The 19,502-nt window shown below is 73.0% G+C and carries 11 protein-coding genes and 1 pseudogene; 2 read left to right on the forward strand and 10 right to left on the reverse strand.

Going from position 1 to position 19,502, the window contains the following annotated elements; translation table 11 throughout:
* Positions 1 to 56: 56 nt before the first annotated feature.
* Positions 57 to 1,844: an Hsp70 family protein gene (locus tag VET29_RS23345; RefSeq protein ID WP_324923990.1), complete on the reverse strand. Its 1,788-nt coding sequence runs from the start codon at positions 1,842 to 1,844 to the stop codon at positions 57 to 59.
* 279 nt (positions 1,845 to 2,123) lie between these two features.
* Between VET29_RS23345 and VET29_RS23350 the strand changes: the two genes are divergently transcribed.
* Positions 2,124 to 2,798, forward strand: coding sequence for a response regulator transcription factor (locus VET29_RS23350; protein ID WP_324923993.1), 675 nt, complete (start codon positions 2,124 to 2,126; stop codon positions 2,796 to 2,798).
* Complete coding sequence (locus VET29_RS23355; protein WP_324923995.1) at positions 2,795 to 4,582, forward strand: hypothetical protein; 1,788 nt, start codon at positions 2,795 to 2,797, stop codon at positions 4,580 to 4,582. Before VET29_RS23350 ends, VET29_RS23355 begins: the two co-directional genes overlap by 4 nt.
* Before the next feature lie 3 nt (positions 4,583 to 4,585).
* Here VET29_RS23355 and VET29_RS23360 read toward each other — a convergent pair whose 3' ends face one another.
* The 9 genes and pseudogenes from VET29_RS23360 to VET29_RS23400 all read right to left on the reverse strand — a co-directional run.
* Positions 4,586 to 5,542, reverse strand: coding sequence for a sensor histidine kinase (locus VET29_RS23360; RefSeq protein WP_324923997.1), 957 nt, complete (start codon positions 5,540 to 5,542; stop codon positions 4,586 to 4,588).
* A gap of 37 nt (positions 5,543 to 5,579) precedes the next feature.
* The gene (locus VET29_RS23365; protein WP_324923999.1) at positions 5,580 to 11,078 is read right to left on the reverse strand and encodes a toxin glutamine deamidase domain-containing protein; all 5,499 of its coding nucleotides are present in this window, start codon (positions 11,076 to 11,078) and stop codon (positions 5,580 to 5,582) included.
* A gap of 9 nt (positions 11,079 to 11,087) precedes the next feature.
* Positions 11,088 to 11,528, reverse strand: coding sequence for a hypothetical protein (locus tag VET29_RS23370; RefSeq protein ID WP_324924002.1), 441 nt, complete (start codon positions 11,526 to 11,528; stop codon positions 11,088 to 11,090).
* Positions 11,525 to 11,944 carry a YbaB/EbfC family nucleoid-associated protein gene (locus VET29_RS23375; RefSeq protein WP_324924005.1) on the reverse strand — a complete coding sequence of 140 codons (420 nt, stop codon included), beginning with the start codon at positions 11,942 to 11,944 and terminating at the stop codon, positions 11,525 to 11,527. Before VET29_RS23375 ends, VET29_RS23370 begins: the two co-directional genes overlap by 4 nt.
* Positions 11,945 to 11,954: 10 nt before the next feature.
* A complete protein-coding gene (locus tag VET29_RS23380) occupies positions 11,955 to 15,140 on the reverse strand; it encodes a right-handed parallel beta-helix repeat-containing protein (RefSeq protein ID WP_324924008.1) in 3,186 nt (1,061 codons plus the stop codon).
* The gene (locus VET29_RS23385; RefSeq protein WP_324924010.1) at positions 15,140 to 17,440 is read right to left on the reverse strand and encodes a hypothetical protein; all 2,301 of its coding nucleotides are present in this window, start codon (positions 17,438 to 17,440) and stop codon (positions 15,140 to 15,142) included. Before VET29_RS23385 ends, VET29_RS23380 begins: the two co-directional genes overlap by 1 nt.
* A gap of 14 nt (positions 17,441 to 17,454) precedes the next feature.
* A complete protein-coding gene (locus tag VET29_RS23390) occupies positions 17,455 to 17,643 on the reverse strand; it encodes a type VII secretion protein EccB (RefSeq protein ID WP_324924013.1) in 189 nt (62 codons plus the stop codon).
* Positions 17,644 to 17,646: 3 nt separating this feature from the next.
* Complete coding sequence (gene eccD / locus VET29_RS23395) at positions 17,647 to 19,044, reverse strand: type VII secretion integral membrane protein EccD (protein ID WP_324924015.1); 1,398 nt, start codon at positions 19,042 to 19,044, stop codon at positions 17,647 to 17,649.
* Between the two features lie 17 nt (positions 19,045 to 19,061).
* Positions 19,062 to 19,502 (reverse strand): annotated as a pseudogene (locus tag VET29_RS23400) (secretion protein EccC); the annotation flags it as partial.

Raw genomic sequence — 19,502 nt, forward strand, 5'->3', positions numbered from 1 at the left:
AATCCCCCGTGGTCCAGGTGTGGTCCCGGTTTTGCTCGGTAGGGATAACCCGTCACTCACGGCAGGTCGGCGCACGAGCTCGCGCCTGGTTCGTCCGCGACGCCGGCTTCCCAGGCGATGTCGCGGAAGGTCACGTCGAGCGGACCATCCGACCACACCAGGAAGGGCGTGTTGACGGCTTTCGCGTTCAGTTTCTTGTCGGTGAAGCAGTGCAACGGGATGCGGACCGTGCTCGGTTTGCCGACCGGGAGCGCGCGGAACACGCTGGACGCGTCGAGCTCCGCGCCGCACGGGTAGACGCAGTGCGCGCCGACGACGACCTTGGCACGACTCGAAGAGTGCACCACCGCGGTGAACACCAACGCACCCGCGTTGTCCACATAGGACCTGAGATCACGGGTGTCCTGGACCGTCTGCAGGTAGACCTGCGCCGGGCCGCTGCCTCGCCACGTCACGTGCAGTCCGTCGGTGTCATCGGCTGCGATCGCCGGGTGGCTTGCCGTCCCGAGGACCTCGTTGCCGCTCCAGTTCTGGTCCGAGCCGATGAACGCTCGGTACGGCTTGACCGGTGTGTTGTCGAAGAGGACCAGCGGGTCCGGCGCGGGGGCCGACCGTGCGGACGTCGACGTGTCACCCGCGCCCGCCGTCGGGGTGGAGTTGAGGCCGATCAACGCGATCACCAGCGCGGCGACCACCGCGAGGGCGGCGGCTCCTGCCGGTACCAGCCATCGCCGCGGCCGTGCCGGTGTGGCCGGGGGTGGGGTCGGGCCGGACCGGTCGCCGAGCAGTGCGCCTGCCGCGACCGAGGCTGCACCCAGCGCCACGGTGAACTTGGGGTGCAGTGTCGCCCGGACCGGTCTGTCGAACTCCTCGGACACCATCTGCCGCACGAGGGGGACCCGGGACGAGCCGCCGGCGAGCAGCACCGCGGACAGGTCGTCGTCGTCGAGCCTCGCCGACGCGACCGTGCGCCGCAGTGCGCTGACCGTCAGCTCGACCGACGGCCGGATCACCGCGTTGAACTCGAGCCGGGTGACGGTCAGCTCGCGTGGTCCGGACGGCAGCGGCACGGTGAGCCTCACGTCCGGCTCGGTGGACAGGTCGATCTTGGCCTGGACGCAGAGCGCGCGAATCCTTGCGAGCGTGGTGGTCTCCGCCGGGTCGAGCGCCGTGATCGCCCCATCCAGCCGCTCGTCGAGATGACCGAGCAGGGCGTCGTCGAAGTCCATGCCGCCGAGGTGCTCGACGCCCTCCGGCGTGCCGAGGATCTCCATGGCACCGGCCCGCACCCGCAGCACCGTGGTGTCCAGGGTGCCGCCACCTAGGTCATAAACGGCGACGACCTCGCCGTCGCCGAGCGCGCGTTCGCGGTAGTAGTGCGTGGCGGCGGCCTCCGGTTCGGTGGTCAGCACGAACGTGTCGACCCCCGCCATGCGCGGTACCTCGGCGAACTGCTCCCTGCGGTACGGCCCCCAGATCGCGGGGCAGGTCAAGACGATCGACTCCGGCCGCCCACTCATCACACCGGTCACGGTGCTGAGCACGTCCCGCAGCTGCGCGGCCATCAACGCGGTCGGCGAGTACGCGGCGCCGCCGAGCATCAGCGGCGTCGGGTCGCCGAGGCGCCGTTTGAAGCCACGACCGAACGACGACGAGTGGCTCGCCGGGTCGGCGGCGGCGTTCAGCGCCGCGGCGCCGGTGAGCAGTGCGCCGCCCGGTGCGTGGTAGGCGAGGGAGGGCACCACGATCTCCGGTGCGAGCGGCACCATGCGGGTACCGGCGCTGTCCCCGACCGCAGCTGATACGAACGTGGTGCCCAGGTCGATCCCCAGCACGTACGGCACGACACCTCCCCTTGGCCCCGCCATGGCACGCGGACGGGGCGAGAACCGCAGAGCAACACGCTAGGAGGGATGTCCTACCCGGGGAAGAGGGGCGGCACCCTTGTTAGCCGTGCGTGACGAAATGACGCTGGAACGGTGGATCGCCGCCGACTACTTCCACACGTCGCGCCGGGGTAGCGTGGTCGGGGTGTGGGTTCGCGGTAGGCACGTCGTTCGGTTGCTCGTCAGGGATCACGAAACTGGCGACGCCGGGTGGCGCGAACACCGGGCGGTACTGCGATGCGGATAGCCATCGCCGAGGACGGCGTCCTGTTCCGCGAGGGTCTCGTGCTGTTGCTGCAAGCAGCCGGCCATGAGGTCACCGGCTGCTTCCCGGACGGCGACGTGCTGCTCGCCGCGGTCGCGGAGGACCCGGTCGACGTCGCCATCCTGGACATCCGGATGCCACCGGGCGTCGACGGCGGGCTGGCCACCGCGGAACGCCTGCGCGCGGCACACCCCGACACCGGTCTGCTGCTGCTCTCGCACTACGCGGAGACGCATTACCTGATGCGGGTGCTGGAGATCGGCGTGGAGCGGATCGGTTACCGGCTCAAGGAACGGGTGGCGAGCGTCCGGATCCTCGGGGACACCCTGGAGCGGATCGCCGCCGGTGAGATCGTCATCGAGCCCGTGCTGGCCAAGCGGTTGGTGCAGGGCGGGACGAACCAGGTGGACGGGGCCGTCTCGACGCTCAGCCAGCGGGAGACCGACGTGTTGCGGCTGATGGCGGAGGGCCGGGCCAACAGCGCGATCGCCGGGGAGCTGTTCATCTCCGCCAAGGCCGTGGAGAAGCACATCGCGGCGATCTTCACGAAGCTCGGGCTGCCCGCCGACGCGACCGTGCACCACCGCAGGGTGCTCGCGGTGTTGGCGTACCTGAGGAACCGGCAGATGGACGGGTTGGTGCCGTGACCGGCGTGCAGGTGCCACGCCTGGTGCGCTCGCGGGTCCGGCCCGCCTACGAGGTGGCCGGACAGGCGCGGCCGGAGCACCTGGCCGGCGCACTCGTGCGCAACCTCGCCGAGGCCGTCGACGGCCAGGTGGTCTACGCGGTGCCGACCGACCGGGGACGCACCGTCGTCGAGTCGTGGCCTGCCGGGCTGTCCTTGCCGGCCGCCGCACTCGACGCGGCGGTCACCGAGCCCGTCGGTGGCGGCGGTGCGGTGTTCGTCGTCGCGGCGGTCCGGTGGGACGACACGACCCGCGCGTTGCTGAGGGACACGGCGGTCTGGCTCGGCACGGCGGCGCGGTTGACGCGGCTGCGGGTCGACCAGGAGGCCGCCGGCCGGCGGGCACGCCGGCTGCACGATGAGCTGGCCACCGCACGCACGCGGGTCGCGAAGGTCCGTGACCTGGAACGGCACCGTCTGGTCACCGCGATCACCACCACGACACTGCGCGAGCTGGCCGGGATCGCCGGACGGCTGCGGGGGGTCGCCGAGGACGGCTCGGGGTTGGCGCCGGCACAGGAGGCGCTGGACGAGCTGATCGACGAGTTCCGGGTCGTGGTGCGCGGGGTGTTCCCGGCCATGCTGCCCGACCGCGGTCCGCGTGCGGCGCTGGAGGAGCTGGCCGCGACGCTGGCCTGCCCGGTGGGTTTCACCGGCGACCTCGGCCGGCGACTCGGGTGGCAGCTGGAGTCCGGCTTCTACCACGCGGTCGCGGCCGCGCTGAACCTGTTGTCCAGCAGGACCTCCGGTGGTCCGGTGACCGTGGCGTTCGGCAGGGACGACGCCCTGCACGCCAGGGTGAGCGCGCCGGTTTCGCTGCTGTCCGAGGAACTGCGCGCGATGCTGCGCCACGACGCGGAGCGGATCGAGGTCCTCGGCGGCGAGCTGGCCTGTGGGGTCACCGACGGCGTCGCGGTGGTGAGCGTGCGGCTGGCGGAGCGGGTCGAGCAGGTCCAGCCGACCCGCGCCGACGAGGCCCGTCGGGTCGGCAGCGCCCTGTACCAACAGGTCGGGGAGCTGCTGCGGCAGGGACAGCAGGTGTTCGCCGGGCGGCCGGAGCAGGCCAGGTGGGACGCGGCCGCCGAGCGGCTGACCACCCTGCCCCGGCTCGCGGTCGTCGGTGGTGCGGTCCCGGCCGCCGCCGGTGTGTCCGTCCTCTCCGTGGACGCGGTCGCGGACCGGGCGCTGGCCGAGGAGTTCCGCGCCGACGACGGTCCGCTGGGCAGCGTGGACGCGGTGCTGTGCCGCGCCACCCCGCCGCCGGAGTTCCGCAAAGCGTTGCTGGCTGGGCGGAACCGGGTCGTGCTGGCCACCACCGACCAGGCGGACGAGGTGGTCGCGTCCCTGGTCGCGCGCGGGCCGGTGATCACCGCGCGGCGCGCCGTCGTGGCGATGGCGGAGCTGGTCCGCGCACTGCCCTACGATCACCGGCTGCGCTGGGCGGTCGACCGGATCCTGGTCGACGCCCACGAGTTCACCGAGCTTGACCTGCTCGACGAACTGGAACAGGGTGGCCTGCTGCGTGGCGTCGCGTCCGCCGCGGCCCGCCTGCTCGGCGGGGACGGTGTCGACCCGTGCAGCCGGCTCGGACTCTCCGCGGGCGCCACGTCGGCACAGATCACCGCGGCCGCCCGCGAAGCGGTCGTGCGCTGGCGCGTCCACGTCGAGCATCCGGCCACCGGCGGGCGCGACCGCGCCGTCTGCGAGGTCCTCGTCCGCACCGCGGAACGTCTTGCGCTGTCCTGAGGATCAGAGCGGAACCACACCCCGGACCGTGGTGCCGGCACCCGGCTGGGAGTGAACCTCGATCGTCCCGCCGACGGACGCGGCCCGCATGGCCAGGTTGGACAGCCCGCCGTTCGGCGTGGTCATTGAGAAACCGGGCCCGTCGTCGGCGACGGTGAACTCGAGGCCTCGGTCGTCGTCGCGCAGGGCGACCACGATCCGCGCGCCGGGCGCGTGCTTGCGCGCGTTGTTGACGGCCTCGAGCACGACGAAGTACACCGCCGACTCGACGGGGGTGGGATAGCGGCGGCGGACCTCCGTCGCGTCGAACGTGACGGTGCCGTGTTTGGCCATCTCGGTGCGCAGTGCCACGGCGACCCCGTCGGCGACCAACGTGCCGGGGAGGATCCCGGCCGCCGTGTGGAGCAGCACGCGTTCGGCCGTGGCCAGCTGCGCCAGCAGGTCCGGCACGCGCTCGCGGCCCTTGCCCGCGCTGATCTCGTGCTCGAGGAGCGCGAGCGACATCCGCAGCGCGACCAGGTTGTGCTGCGCACCGTCGTGCAGGTCGCGTTCGAGGCCGCGGCGCTGGAGCTCCATCTCGGCCGCCGCGCGCCACCGCTCGTCCGCCAGCGCCCGCGTCGCCGCGTCCCCCTCGCGCCGCAGCCGGTCCGTCCCCTCGGCCATCCGGATGGTGGCGACCGGTGGACCGAGCACGGCGGCGACGGCCGGCAGCCGCCGCACCGACTCCGGCGCGACGGCCAGCGTGCCGACCACCACGTCGCCGTAGCTGATGTCGTGTTCGAGCCACGGCCCGGGGTGCTCGCCCCACTGGTACCGCTGCTGGTCGATGACCAGCGCGCAGCTCGCGGCGCCGGCGGCCGCGCCGACCACGTGCGCGAGCGCCCGCGGCTCCGGGTGCTGCCCGGCCCGCGCCAGGTACGCCGTGACCGCCTCGGCCACGCGCCGCTCTCGACTGCGCACCAGTCGACCGTACGCCGAACCGCGCGGGCCGTGCGGCCTACTCGTCCGAGTAGTCGCCCGGGGAATCCTCGTCCGAGGAGTCGTCGTCCGTCCGAGGTGGTTGGAACATCCGGATCGCCGTCGCGATCTGGTCGAGGGTGTAGCCGCCGTTGAACAGGGCGCCCATCGCGAGGAGGATCTCGCGCTGGGTGTCGTTGTCGCCGACGTACATCGGCCGGAACCCGTGTCGCATCAGGAGATGGGGCAGCAGGACGAACACGTTGAGCCGGCCGTTGCCGTCCAGGTACGGGTGCAGCACGTGCAGGGCGCGTACCGCCCGTGCGATCGCGATCAACCTGTCGTTGTCGGTGTCGGCGGCCGCCAGCTCCGCGTACATGCGGTCGAAGACCTCGTCGACGAGCGCGCCGGTGTCATCGCTTGTGTACCGGGTCTCGGCGATCGCGGAGCGATGGTCGTCCGACCACCGCCAGCGCGTCAGCGGGTTGTCGGCCGGATCGTCGGACATGAGCGGCCGGTTCCCGAGCCGTTCGGTGAGGATGTCGGCCGCCGGCTCCGGGGTGCGCAGCGAGTAACCCGCTCCCGCCGGGTGTCCGGTGCGCCTGAAGCTGCCCTGGGCGCCGGCGACGACGTCCCTGTGCAACGACTTGTAGGTTCGCCAGCTGAGCCGGTCATCGATGACGCCGTTCTGCAGGATCTTCACGACCGCGGCGTCCATCGGCTGCTGGAAGTCGTCGCGGTACATGCCGCCGGGGTTGCCGGGACGGGTGGCGACCGCCTCCTGGTGGTTGTCCGGGCTGATGTAGGCCAGCCAGCGCTGGCTGCGCCACAGGACCTGGTCGAGACCGAGCGGCGGCAGCGGCCGCCGCGGCGTGGCGTCTGGCGGTTGCTGGCCGTGAAGGTCGTCGAGCAGGTCTCTGGTCCCGGCCGTCGGGTCCGAGGTGAACGGACCCGACCTCGGGAAGGTGGGCAGGGACGGCGGGGACGGGTGCGGTTCGGTGCCGACGCTGATCTCGATCCGCGACGGACCCGTCTGGTCGGTGACGTGGCGGACGGACACGTCCTCGTCGGCATCCAGCTCCCTCGGCGCCAGGTGCCGGCGCTCGGCGAACGCCCGCTGAACCGCGGAGTTGACCACTGCCCGTACGGAGTGGCTGTACAACGAGGTGAGCGGCCCGTGGCTGGTCATCGTGATCACGGCACGGCGACCGGTGTGGTGCAGGTGGTCGAGTGTCGCCGCCGCGGCCTGGGTGGCGAGCGCCCTGACCTGATCCAGCTGGTGATCGGTCGGCGGGGTGGTGACGAGCAGCGGACCGGGGAGGCGCGAGGTGTTCGGCGCGCGGACGGTCTCCGGACCTGGGAGGTTCGCGCCGCTCGGCGCGCCGAAGTCGTGGTGGGAGAACGGGGTGGGGGCCACGGTGTCGCCGGTGGGGCCGGAGGTCAGGAGGAAGCCGTAGGTGTGGTCGGCGCGGACCGCGGCGAAGCGGCCGGACTGGACGTCGAGGAGGACGATGTCGTTGGTACCGGCGTCGTACAGGGCGGTGAACACGTGGCCGTGGCCGTCCGGGCCGATGTCGAAGACGATGCCGTGGGCGCCGGGGCCGGCGGTGACGAGTGCGTCGACGATGCCGTCCGGGTCCGCCAGCGGCCGCACCGGCCGGCCGAAGTGCTGCTCGATCAGCGAACCGCGCCGGGGGCCGCTGGCGGGCAGGGGAACGTGCCGATGTCCGTTGAGGGTCTCGCTGACCGAGACGGCCACGTTGACGCAGTTGACCAGGTAGTCGGGATGCGCGGCGTGGTAGCGCACCGCGTTGAGCCCGATCAGGTCGGGGTGGTGCTCACGGAGGTAGCGGATCGGTTCGAGGGAGTGCTCGGGGAACGTGTCCCTGGAGAGCACCCTCGGCCGCCCCTCCCCCGGTGCCTGTCCCGGCTCGGTGAAGGCCCACGGCCGCGAGGGCGGCGGCGTGTCCTGCCCGCCCGTGGCGTCGCGTCGCACGTCGTGCAGGCCGGAGAGCACCGCGTCCTGCGCCGAGCCGGGGAGCACGTCGAGCACGCGGGGCCGCTTGGCCCGATCGGTGTCGGTGTCGGCGTCCTGCTCGGCCGGGCGTTTCCTGGTTTCCCCCTGCCGTGCCGGTTCCTGGTCGGCCGGCGTGCCGAAGACGGCATCCCCGGTGTCGGGCGCGGGCGGACGGCCTTGCGCTGTCTCGGCGCCGTAGGTGCGGTCGAACCGCGAGGCGGGCGGTTGCAGGAACTCGATGGCCGTGGCGATCTGTTCGACCGTGTAGCCGCCGTTGAACAGCGCGCCGACGGAGTTCAGCACGGCGCGCCGCTGACTGTCGCCGTGGTCGAGGTACAGCGGGTGGAAGCCGTACTCCATCAGCAGGCGGGGCAACAGGATGTACACGTTGAGCCGGCCGTTGCCGTCGCGGTGGAGGTGGAGCACGTGCAGTGCGCGCACCGCCCTGGCGATGGCGATCAGCCGCGCGTGGTCGTCACCTGCCTCGGCGATCTCCCCGCGGAACCGGTCGAAGATCTCGTTGACCAGATCGGATGCGTCCCTCCCCGCGTACTGGGTGGTGATCGAGGTGTGTCCGCGGTTGTCGTCCCTGGCCCATTGGGTGAGGGGCGCGTCATCCAGGGTGTGGCTCATGAGCCGCCGGCCACCGATGTGTTCGGTGAGGATGTCGGGTGCGGGCACGGGGGTACGCATCGCGAAGCCCGCCTGCCGACCCGTCCCGGTCCGCACGAACCGGTCGCCCTCGACCCCGTTGGTCACCTCGGCGTACAGGCGTCGGTAGGAGTTCCAGTCGAGCCGGCTGACGTCGATCCCGTCACCCTGCAGGTTCCTGTCGACGGCGGGGCCCATGGCGGCCGCGAAGTTGTTGGCGTAGTAGCCGCCGGGGTCGTCCGGGTGTCTTTCCTGGGCCGTCGCGTGGTCGTAGGGATCGATGTAGGCCAGCCAGCGCTGGTCGCGCCGCAGGACCTCGTCGAGGCGCAGCCGCGGCCGCGGGTCCTGGGTAGTGTGGCGGTCCGGCGGGGACTGCGTGCCGAGCCTGTCGAGGACCGTGCGCATGGGCAGGGTCGGGTCGTGGATGTCGTTCCTCATGGCCAGCTCCCGATCGGGCACCGGGACCGCGCGCAGGTCGCTCGGCCTTGCGAAGCGGAGCGTCCTGCCATCACGGGGTACCAGCCGGACGTCCACATCCGCTCGCCGGCGCGTGGTGTCCGTCTCCCCGGCACCGCCACGCCCGGCGCTGACGCGCTCGATGCGCACGTCCTGGGGTACGGACAGGGGACCGGGACGGGAGCCGAGCTCCTGAGCCAGCCTCGTGTCGAGCGCGTCGGCGACCAGACCGGCACGCTGCCGGCCGGTCTCCTCGGCTGTCCTGCGGGTCTTGTCCTTGTCCAGCAAGGAGAACTCACCGTTGCCGTAGCCGGTGACCCGTACGTGGAGCTGCTGGGTCGGCAGCCCACTCACCAGCAGATCGGCCGACGCCCTGGCGATCTCCGCGACCTCCTGTCGCTGCTCGGTTGACAGACTCCCCGTCTGCTTCTCGTTGAAGGAGATCGACCCGTGACCGGAGTTGGGGTCGTACACGCCACCCCGGAGCCGAACGACGTCACCGATGATCGCGACCTGGGCAAGCTGGTTCGACAGCCCGACGACGTCCCGGGCGAGCGGCTTTCCCGCCCGTTGGGCCCGCATCTCGGTTATGTCCTCTTGGGACAGTCGGATGTCGTCCCGGCCGAGTCGGCGGAGTTCCCGGTTCGTCCGGTGGGTGAGGTCGGCGTCGAAGTTCAGCTCCGTGCGTACCGGGCCGCGTCGTGTGTGTCGTGGCTCGGTGCGGGTTGGCTCTTTCGTTGTGGGGTCTGGGGTGCGGCTTGGTTGGGGCGTGGTTCGTGTCGGTGAGGTGTCGGGGTTCGGGGTTGTAGGGCTTGATGTGGCGAGGTTGTGGATCTTGGCGGAGGAGCTACCGGGACTTGGTGATACGGGGCTTGGTGTGGCTAGGTTGTGGACGGTGGTGGAGGTGCCGGAGGTCGAGATCCGGGTGTCGGGGGTTGGGGTGGTGCGATCTGGCTGGGTGGGTGTCCGGCTTGGTTGGGGGGTTGTGGTGGTGTTGGTAGCTGTTTTGTTTGTGCTCTGAGCGGCGGTCTCGGTGGGTTGGGTCGCGGCGGGGGCGACCTTCGTCGCGGTGCTCGATGTGGCTTCGGTGGAGGGGGTCTCCCGGGGCGGGGCGGTGGCCTTCGCTTCGGGTGTGGCGGAGTTGGCGTTGTTCGCCTGGGTAGCCGGGGCGGCTTGGGTGGGCGTTGGTTGGGGTGCGGTGTCGGGTGCTGGGGTGTGGGTGGGCGTTGGTTGGGGTGTTGGGGTGTGGGTGGGCGTCTCGGTGAGGGCGGGTTCGGGTGTCGCGGTGGTGGGCGGTTGGGGTTGGGTGGTCGGTGGGCCAACTTCGGTAGCTGGGTTTGCTTGGGGCGAGGGTGTTCTGGTCGGGGTGGGGGCCGGTGTGGTCGGCGTTCCCGCACTGGTGGTGCGGTTCGGCGTCGGTGCCGGTGTGGGGCTGGGGCTGGGGCTGGGCTTGGCCGGTTGGTTGTCCTGGTAGGACGGTGGTCGGTCGTCGACGTACGGAGGTGGGGGCTCGAAGTCAGTGGGGAGGTTGTCGCCGTCTGTGTTGGGGCCTTTCGGGACTGCCGGGACCTTCTGGTCTGGGGTGTCCTTGTGGTGCACGAGGTGGGCGGCGTGGGTTGCCGCACCGCTCAGGCCGCCGTTCAGTACCGACCAGCCCAGGCCGTCCGCGTCGCCGCCGAAGGGGAGGGTGCCGAGGCCGATTCCCAGTTCGGTGATGGCCTCCGTGGCGGCGGCGCCCTTCCAGCTGTTGGCGAACTTCGGGTCGTACTTCGCCAGGCCCTTGTGGACGCCGTGGCCAAAGGCGCCGGCGCCCGCGCCGAAACCGGCCGACACGCCGAGGGAGCCCCAGTCGACGCCGTCGCGGTTGTGTTGCGCGATCTGGATCAGCTGGGCGAGCGCGTCCTGCACGACCTCCTCGATCCCCTCCGAGATCGCCGCGCGGACGAAACTCGATGTCCTGCCGAAGAAACGCTTCATCAGCGTGCGGACCGCCAGCTGGCCCTCGAGGATGATCTCGGGCACCAGGGGCGCGGTGAACGGGTCCGCCAGCGCCGAGATGATCTCCCACGCGGTGAAGGCGATCTGGATCAGGATGGAGTACTTGGCGTTCTCGACGTTGAGGGCCTGCTGGCGCAGCAGGCGGGCCTGGCCGGCCGCCGACTGCGCGAAGTCGCCCTGGTAGCTGCCGAGCTTGTGGCCGAACCGTACGAAGTTGCGGCCCACCGTCCCACCGACGCTGCCGGTGATCTCCTTCGACAGCGGACCGAACCCCTCGCCGGCCCGGCCGAGGTCGGCGGCGACGCCGTCCCAGTCGGCGGCCAGCGCGCGCAGCTTGTCCTCGTCTCCCTGCGGCCAGTTGCTGCCCGCGATGATGCCGAAGAACCAGTTGTACTCGGGGTCGACCATCAGGCTCATCGGAATGCCCTACTTCTTTTCGCTTCGCGGCTGGACGGCTCTGGCACGGACCGGGACGCCCGCGGTCGCCGGTTGAACTGGTTGAACTGGTTGGGCCGGTTGGGCCGGTTGGTCGGCGGACACGGTGCGGTTCAAGGCCTTCGCACCGGTGGTCGCGTTGGTCTCGACCGCGGCGAACGTCCTCGCGACGCTACGGAGCCCGCCGCCCGTGGCGCCGGTCGCGGTGCTCCACGCCCGTACGCCGTCGTGCAGTTGGCCCGCCATGTTGAGGTGCACGCCCGCGAACTCCCGGCCACCGCTGTCGCCGCCGGTCGCGTCGGTGAGCCGTGCCGGGTCGGTCAGCGCGGTGATCCGCGCCGAGATGCTGTTGATCTCCAACTCCTTGTCGGTGAAACCCTCCGCGCTGCGCCGCAGGCCGTTCGGGTTCACCCAGAAATCGTGGTCGCTCATCGCTTCTCCTCGGTGCGTGCGGATCCGGTGCGTGCGGATCCGGGCGTGCGTGGCTCGTCGGACACCAGGTCGCTCAGGTCGGCCGTGCCGGCCAGGACCGCCTCCGCGGACAGTCCTCCGGGGAGCATCGGGGCCAACAGCTCGGCCCACCTGGCCATGGCCTGCGCGTGCGCGTCCGCGACCGTCTTCGCGATCACCTCGGCCAGCTCGGCCGGCGCCATGGCGCGGTAGGCGCCGGTCGGGAACCTCAGGTCGGTGAGCCGGCCGCGCGGGCCGACGGTCACCGACACGACCTGGCGCGGCGCGGTCGCCGTCCCGGACACCGAACCCAGGTCCGCGCGCAGGCGGGCCAGCGCCGCACGGCGCTCCCGGAGCGCGGTCATCGCGTCGGCCAGTGCCTGTTCCTCGTTCGCCATCGTCTCCTCCTCAGCCGACTTCTGCCAGTGGTAGTGCCGCGGTGGTGCCGCCGGCCCGCAGGTCGGCCGCCGCCAGCGTGCGTGACGCCGCGGTCCGCGACAGCCGGCGGGCCAGCTGGTGCGCCTCCCACAGCGTCCACTGTGGACTCAGCGCGGACGCGATGGCCGTGCGGACCTCGTCCGGCACCTCGTGCCCGCGCCGCAGGAGCAACCGCACGGCTGCCTCCGCCAGTTCGTCCACCGTGTACTCGTCGAGCTGCCAGGACTCGGCGAACCCGGTCTGCAGCCGGGGCAGCACGGACAACAGCTCGCCCAGCCGGGCCTGCTCACCGGTCAACACCACCACCGGATCGGCCGGCCGCGCGGCCATCGAGTCGGCGACGGCCTCCACCGCGTCCATGCCGGCGGTGCCCGGCCCGACCACCCCGTCACCATCCACGTCGATCACCAGCACGCCGCCGCTCGCCTCGTCGAACGCCGCACGCACCAGGCTCTCCGCTTGACCGGGCCAGTGCGGGCACAGGTCGGTCGCGACTGCGGCACGCACCACGGCGCCGGTGCGAACCAGGTCGAGCTCGGCGAGCGTGCGTGCGTACATCCGCGCCACCTCACCGCGACCGGAGCCGCGCCGCCCCGAGATGATCGCGTTGGCGCCCGGTGCGACCGCCCCGCCCCCTCGGCCGAGCTCGGTCAGCCGGACCAGCGCCGCGCCCACCGCACCACGTGTCGCCGCCTGGCCGACCAGGCCCGACAGCCGCCGCCAGCCGGTGCTGGCCTCGACCTGTTCGACCGGGTCGTCCGCGGTGACCGGCGCGGTGCCCGCCGCGGGGGCGGTCAGCGCGGCCAGTTCGGCCGCCAGGTCCTCGGCGGTGAGCCGGTTCAGCTCGGTGTCCTTGGCCGGTGGTCGTGCGGCCAGCCGCGACGCCTGGCTGTTCACCATGGCCTCGAACAGGGTGCGCGCGACCCGGCCGTTGCCGAACGTGTCGGTGCGTGGCACCCGTTCGAAGTACTGCCGCAGCGCGGCGAGCCCGTCGTCGGTCAGCTCGTAGTAGTGCTTGCGGCACAGGGCGGTCGTGATGGTCACCAGCTCGTCGACGCTGTAGTTCGGGAACTCGACGGTGCGGGTGAAGCGGGACGCGAGGCCGGGGTTGGAGGCCAGGAACCGCGTCATCTGCCCGGAGTAGCCGGCGACGATCACCACCAGCTCGTCGCGGTGGTCCTCCATCATCTTCATCAGCGTGTCGACGGCCTCCTGGCCGAAGTCCGGACCGGAACCACCCGACTGGGCGGTCAGCGTGTAGGCCTCGTCGACGAACAGCACACCGCCGATGGCGCCGGTCACCACCTCGGTCGTCTTGATGGCGGTCGAGCCGACGTACTGCCCCACCAGGTCCGCCCGCGCCACCTCGACCAGGTGCCCCTTGGCGAGCACACCCAGCTCGGCGAGCACCTTGCCGTAGAGGCGGGCGACGGTGGTCTTGCCGGTGCCGGGCGGTCCGGCGAACACCAGGTGCCGGCTCATCGGCGGCATCGGCAGGCCGAGCTGCTCGCGCCGCTGGGCCATCCTGATCAGGTTGACGAGCCCGGTGACCTCGGTCTTCACCCCGGCGAGCCCGATCAACGAGTCCAGCTCGGCCAGCACACCGGTGGCCGGCCCGGCAGGCGGCGTCAACTCCGCCGTCCGCTCCGCGCCGGTCGGCCGGTCGCCGCCCGCGTTGTCGAGGACGGTGCAGCCCACGAGCGTCGTCGCGTCCTCGTCGGCCAGCCGGATGCCGTCGCCAGCCGCACCGCGCACCTCGCACTCGACCAGCCGGACCGAGGCGCCGGCCGCCACGGCGATCCCGTCGCCGCCGGAGTCGCGCACCCGGCAGCGGGTCGCGGCCACGACCGCGCCCGCGCCGAACCGCATCCCCTCGGCACCCGCGCCGACGATCTCGGTGTCCCGCACCGAGAACTCCTGACCGCCGACGACCGAGAGACCGCCGCCGGTCAGCGCGGTGGAGGCCATCGTGGACGGACCGGCGCCGGCGAAGGCGATCGCGGCGGGCGCGGTGGACCGCACCTGGACGTCGACGAGGCCGGCGCGCGCCGCGCCGGTGACCTCGACGGCCGGGTGCGAGCCCGTGTCGAGCTGTGCGTCCGTGAGCTGGAGCCCGGACCGCCCGGCCACGACGACGCCCGAACCGTTCGCCATGGACAGCCGCAGGCCGGTGGCGCGCAGCTCGGTCCCCTCCCCCACCCGCACGGCCGTGCCGGTCGAGCCCCGGACGGTGGTCCGGTCGAGCCGCGGCGCGCTGCCCCCGTCCGCGTCCACGCCGGTACCGCTGTCGCCGACGTCGACCACGCAGTCCACCAGGTGCGGCGAGGCGGCGGAGGTCACCCGGACGGCGATGTGCTCGGTGCCGGAGAACACGCAGTTCGTCAGCACCGGGGCGCACCCGCCCGCGATGTGCGCGGCCTGGGCCGGTGCGCCGGAGAACGTCGAGTCCCGGACGGTGACCTCGCCCCGGGTCGTCAGGAGGAGGTCGACGTTCGCGCTGTCCCGCACGGTCAGACCGGTGAGCGACGCGCCTGCCTGCTGCTCGACCACCATCGCCGGCTTGGCCGCGCCGGTGATCTCGACGCCCTCGGCGGTCACCCGGGCCTCGCCGCCCACGCAGATCCCGTTGCCACCGGGGCGCACCACGGTGGTCCGGCGCAGCACCAGCGAACCCTGCTCGGTGACGACGATCCCCGACGACGTCGGCTCGACGATCGTGCTGTCCTCCACCGTGCTGGTCACCGAGGCGGCGACCACGACGCCGGCGCCGCCGCTGGCACGCACGGTGCAGTCCCGCAACGCGAGCGAGCCGTGGTCGCGGGCGAGCAGCGTGGTCCACGCGGCGCCGCTGACCCGGCAGCCGTCGAGTGCGGCCTCGCCACGCACCACGTCGACCACCGGCGTGGCGTCCCCGGCGCCGGTGAGCCGCAACCCGGTGAGCCGCACGGCGTCCGCGTTCACCGTCAGCGTCCCGTGCAGCTCGACCTCGTCGCCGTCGGCGACCACGGTCACCAGCCGGTCGATGACCAGCCGCTCCTCGTACCGCCCGGAACCGACGGTGATGGTCGCGCCGGGCCGGGCGGCCGCCAGCGCGGCGCCGATCGTGGGGTACGCGCCCGGCCGGTCGCCGGACACCACCAGCATCTGCCGGTTCATCACGCCTCCTGTGCGGTGGTGTCGAGGCCCGGCAACGCGCCGAAGCGCGCGACGGCGTCCGGCGCGACCCGGGCCGTGCGGGGTGCCGCGGCCCACGTCTGGTCGGTGCGGCGCAGGGACGTCATGGCCAGGTCGGTCAACGCCGCGGGTGCGGCGACCCGGCCGGTCTCGTCCACCTCGCCGGGGGACAGCTCCCGCAGGAGGAGCCGGCCGCGGGCGCCGGGTGCGGGTTCGGTGAGCTCCAGGACCGCGAAGCTGGTGCCGGGCACGAACAGCACGCGGTCCGCCGCGCCGCCGGTGTCGGGTTCGAGCAGCCGGGTCCGGCGTGCGGTCATCGACCACACGAGGACGTCCGTGTCCCCGGGCAGGTCCGCGCACGGGCCGGTCAACGCGTTGACGAATCCCCAGTCGGTGATCGCCGGGTGGGCGCGGTAGAAGTCCCACTGCGCGCGGTCCACCGTGGTCGAGAAGGTCGCGACGCCGCGGTGGGACGGCAGCCTGCTCAGGCCGGACACCACACAGCGGGCCAGCGGGACGTGCGGGCCGACCGTGGCGCCACGCAGTCCCCCGTCGATCGCGGCGCCGGCGGCGGACAGGTAGATCCGCACCGCGACCGCGTCGGTGAGGGCGTCGGTGGACGACCTGCCCTGCAGGCCGGGGTGTTCGGAGAGAACGCGGGCGACCGCGTTGGCCAGGGTGCCGTACTCCTGCGCCAGTGTCCTGCGGAGCCACTCGCGTTCGTCGGCAATGCCGTGCGGGGCAAGCAGTGCGGCCGCCTCGGGTCGCGGCGTGGGCTGAGCCGCGACCCGCGTGCGCCGTACGGGAACCGCCACCGCTCCGCCCGCCGGCTCCGGTGCGGGCTCCCCCGGGCCCGTGGTGGACACCGCTCGGGGCTCGCCGGCCGGGCTGGGCCTCTCGACCACGAGGTCGACGGCGGTGACGATGGCCGGCGCCGGCTGTGGCGCCACCGCGGGCGCCGGTGCCCGGAGGGCCTCGGTCGCACCGGTCGACCGCACGGCCGGCGGCTCGGCGGGGTCGAGGCTCGCGAGTGCCTGCTCGGCGGCACGGCTGACCGGGCGGTCGACCTCGTCCGTCGCGGCCGTGACCACGGTGGCCTGCCGGACGGCGGGGTCGAGCCGCGCGGCCAGGTCCTCCGCCAGCAGCCGCAGGCGTTCGGCCAGCTCGGCGGGACCGTCGAAGACCAGGCGGTTGCGCGTCGGATCCGGCGCCAGCGCACGGACCTCGGCCGTGTGGGGGCCGTCGACCGGCGGGCGGACCAGCAGGCCCGACTGCACCACCTCGATGACCGCGTCGAGGGCGTACCAGTACACGGTCGGCGCGAGCTGCCGCAGGTCGGGCAGCGGTGGCCGGTGGCTTGCCACCACGGGCAGGTCCGCTCCCGGCCGGTGGGCGAGCTCACGGGCGTAGGGCGCCCACCCGAAGGTGCCGTCGTGCAGCACCGCGCGCACCACCGGCGCGGCGGCGTCCCCGACCGGAACGCCCGTGTAGCAGACGATCTCCTCGTCGAGCAGGTCGGCGAGCGCCTGCCCGAGACCGGTGCCGGCCGGCAGCGCCATCGGTCCGTAGTGGATGAACCGGGCGCTGGACCGGACCCGTGCCGGCAGCCGCACCCAGATCCGCGTCACGTCGTCCAGTGACAGGGCCGGCCCACCGGGACTGCCCAGCACGATCGCCGGGAAGTCGGACTGCTGCGGGGAGAGCTCGACCAGCCTGGCACGCTGCTCGTGCTGCCGGTCCTCGGCGCCGACCGGGCGGATCCACAGACCGCTCGGCAGCGGCTCGGCCACCCCCAGCGCGCTGGTCGGCGTGGTCTCGGCGGTGATCGCGGCGTCCCAGGACGGGCGCGGGAACCGCTTCGCCTCCCACCGGGGCGTGCGACCCGGCTCGAAGCGGACCCAACCGCTGTCCCGTCCTGAGTGGACGAACAGCGTGCCGCCGGCCGCGGGGACCACGGCGCCGTCGTGCGCGATCACCGTGCGGTGCAACCGGTCCGCGAGCCACTGGCCGGCCAGCGTCGCGGTCTCCCGCGCCCTGCCACCGACCACCAACCGCACACCGCGGCGGCCGCGGGGAAGTGTCGCGGCCACCGAGCTCCACACGGCGGCCGGCAGCCCCGCCGGCAGGTCCACCACCACCAGGTCGTGCTCGGGGTCCTCCGCGACGGTCAGCGCCAGCGCCTTCGCCGCACCCGTCATGTCCCCCGGCCGGTGGACCACCAGCGCGTTGCCGACCGTGTGCCGGCGCAGCTCGGCGTGCGGTTGCCTGTTCGTCCTGCTCATGTCGCTCGTTCTCCTCACGCGATCAGCCCGTAGATCAGGAACCCCGCGGTGATCAGGGCCGTCAGCAGTGCGCCGACCAGCAGGCCCGTCCACGTCCGCCTCGCCGGCACCTCCGGGTGGGAGGCGTCTCCGGTCACCAGCGCCGCCGTCATCCGCCCCATGAGGAACGAGTACGCGTCGACATGGTCCTTCTGCGTCTGCACAGCTCACCCACCAACGCCGCTGGCCAGCGCGTACACACCGAACAGCTGCAACAGCAGCGGGAGCACGGCCGCGGCGCTCGCGATCTCCAACCCGTTGGCCAGATGCCCCCAGATGGGCAGCAGCCGCCGGCCGGGCGGCCGCACCACCGCGAGGAAAGACATCCCGAAGGCGAGCGCGAGCAGCAGGAGCCAACCCGCCCACGCACCCGTCGACCAACCGTCCACAGTGGACATCCCGACCAGTACGAGCCCGAAGCCGCCGGCCCCCGCCAGCGGAACCCGCTGCCACACACCGAGAAACGTCCGCGCGTGCAGCAGCGCGGCCACGGCGACCAGTGCCGCGAGCACCCGCGCGGCCACCGAGTCACCGACCAGGAGCGGGAACGAGCAGGCGAACCCCGCGGCGGCGCTGACCGCGGCGACGGTCAGGTTGCCGTCCGCGGCCGCGGTCCGTGCCACGACGGTGCCGGCCGGCAGCGGCTCGATGTCGTACTGCAGCTCCTCGGCCGTGCGCGGCAGCTGCGGGCCGCGGATCCGCGCGATGCGGATCGCCAGCCGCGGTGCGAACACCAGCACGACGAGCAGTGCCGCGCAGAGCACGCCGGCGACGCGGGGCGGGGTCATCCCCACGCCGGTGTGCAGCCACTGCGCGCCGCCGGCCAGCGACCCGGTCACGGCGAGGACCCCGAACGGCGCGGCCGGCGCCGGGTGCGTGCGCACCGCCCTGGCGACGAGCATGGCCACCGCCGCCGCGGCCGCCGCGAGACCACCGGCGAGAACCGGCTCGGCACGCAGCTGCAGTGCGGCCGCGGGGCCGGCCACCGCGACCGCGCCGGTGAGCCCGGCGAACACACAGCCACCCAGGCCCAGCAACAGGATCGTCGCACTGGCGCGGCGCAGGGCCCCGGCCACGAGCGCGCCGCTCGACAACGCGGCGGCACCGGCGCCGGCCGCGGCCGTCGCCGCCGCCGTGCTCGGCGCCGACAGCACCGCCATCACGTACGCGACCAGCGCCGCCACGCAGAACCCCAGGAACAGCGGGGAGTTCAGCTCCGGCCGCCACCGGTCCGCGCGCTGGCCCAGCGCGGTCGCCATGCCGTCGGCGACGTCGTCGAAGTCCAGCTCCGGCAGCGGATCCGCGGCCGGCCGCAGGTGCAGTTCGGTACCGTCGCGCCAGTCGAGCGACTCCGGCGTGCCCCCCGGTTCGAGCGGCGGCCCGCCGAGCCGCTGCAGGACCCACGTGCCGTCCTCGTCCGGCTCGCCGGCGCGCGCCACCAGCACCGGCAGCAACCGGGCCACCGGCACCGTGACCGGCACCGCGAGATCGGCCCGGCCCTTCGGCCCGTGCACGGTGATCCGGCACAGGTCGGTGGCGGGTGCGGTGTTCAACGCGTTGGACATGGTCGTTCCCTTCCGGGTCATCGCAGGCTGTCCGCGAGCAGGACGCCGTGCTGGGCGTCCGCGTCGGTCGCCGCGGTCTGGATGAGCTTGACGCCGCGCCGGGTGACGAGCTGGGCGCGACCGGGCGGCAGCTTGCGCGGCGCCGCCTCACCGAGGAACTTCCCTTCCTCCCTGGGGTAGGAGAACAGCACGCCGGGCGCGCCGAGCTCCCACATGCGTCGCACCACCGGGTCCGTCAGCGCACGCATCGCGCCAGAGGTGCTCCGCGCGACCACGATGTGCAGTCCGATGTGGACGCCCTGTGCCACGAGCGGCAGCAGTGGTTCCAGCGGCGCACCGGTGCCGATGCCCGCGCCGAACAGCTGGTAGTCGTCGACCACGAGGAACAACCTCGGCCCCTGCCACCAGTCCCTGCTGGACAGCCGGTCTGCCGCGATGCTCTGGTCGGGCACCCGGTC

This window comes from Actinophytocola sp. (assembly GCF_035634895.1).
In the GTDB taxonomy this organism is placed as follows: Bacteria; Actinomycetota; Actinomycetes; order Mycobacteriales; family Pseudonocardiaceae; genus Actinophytocola.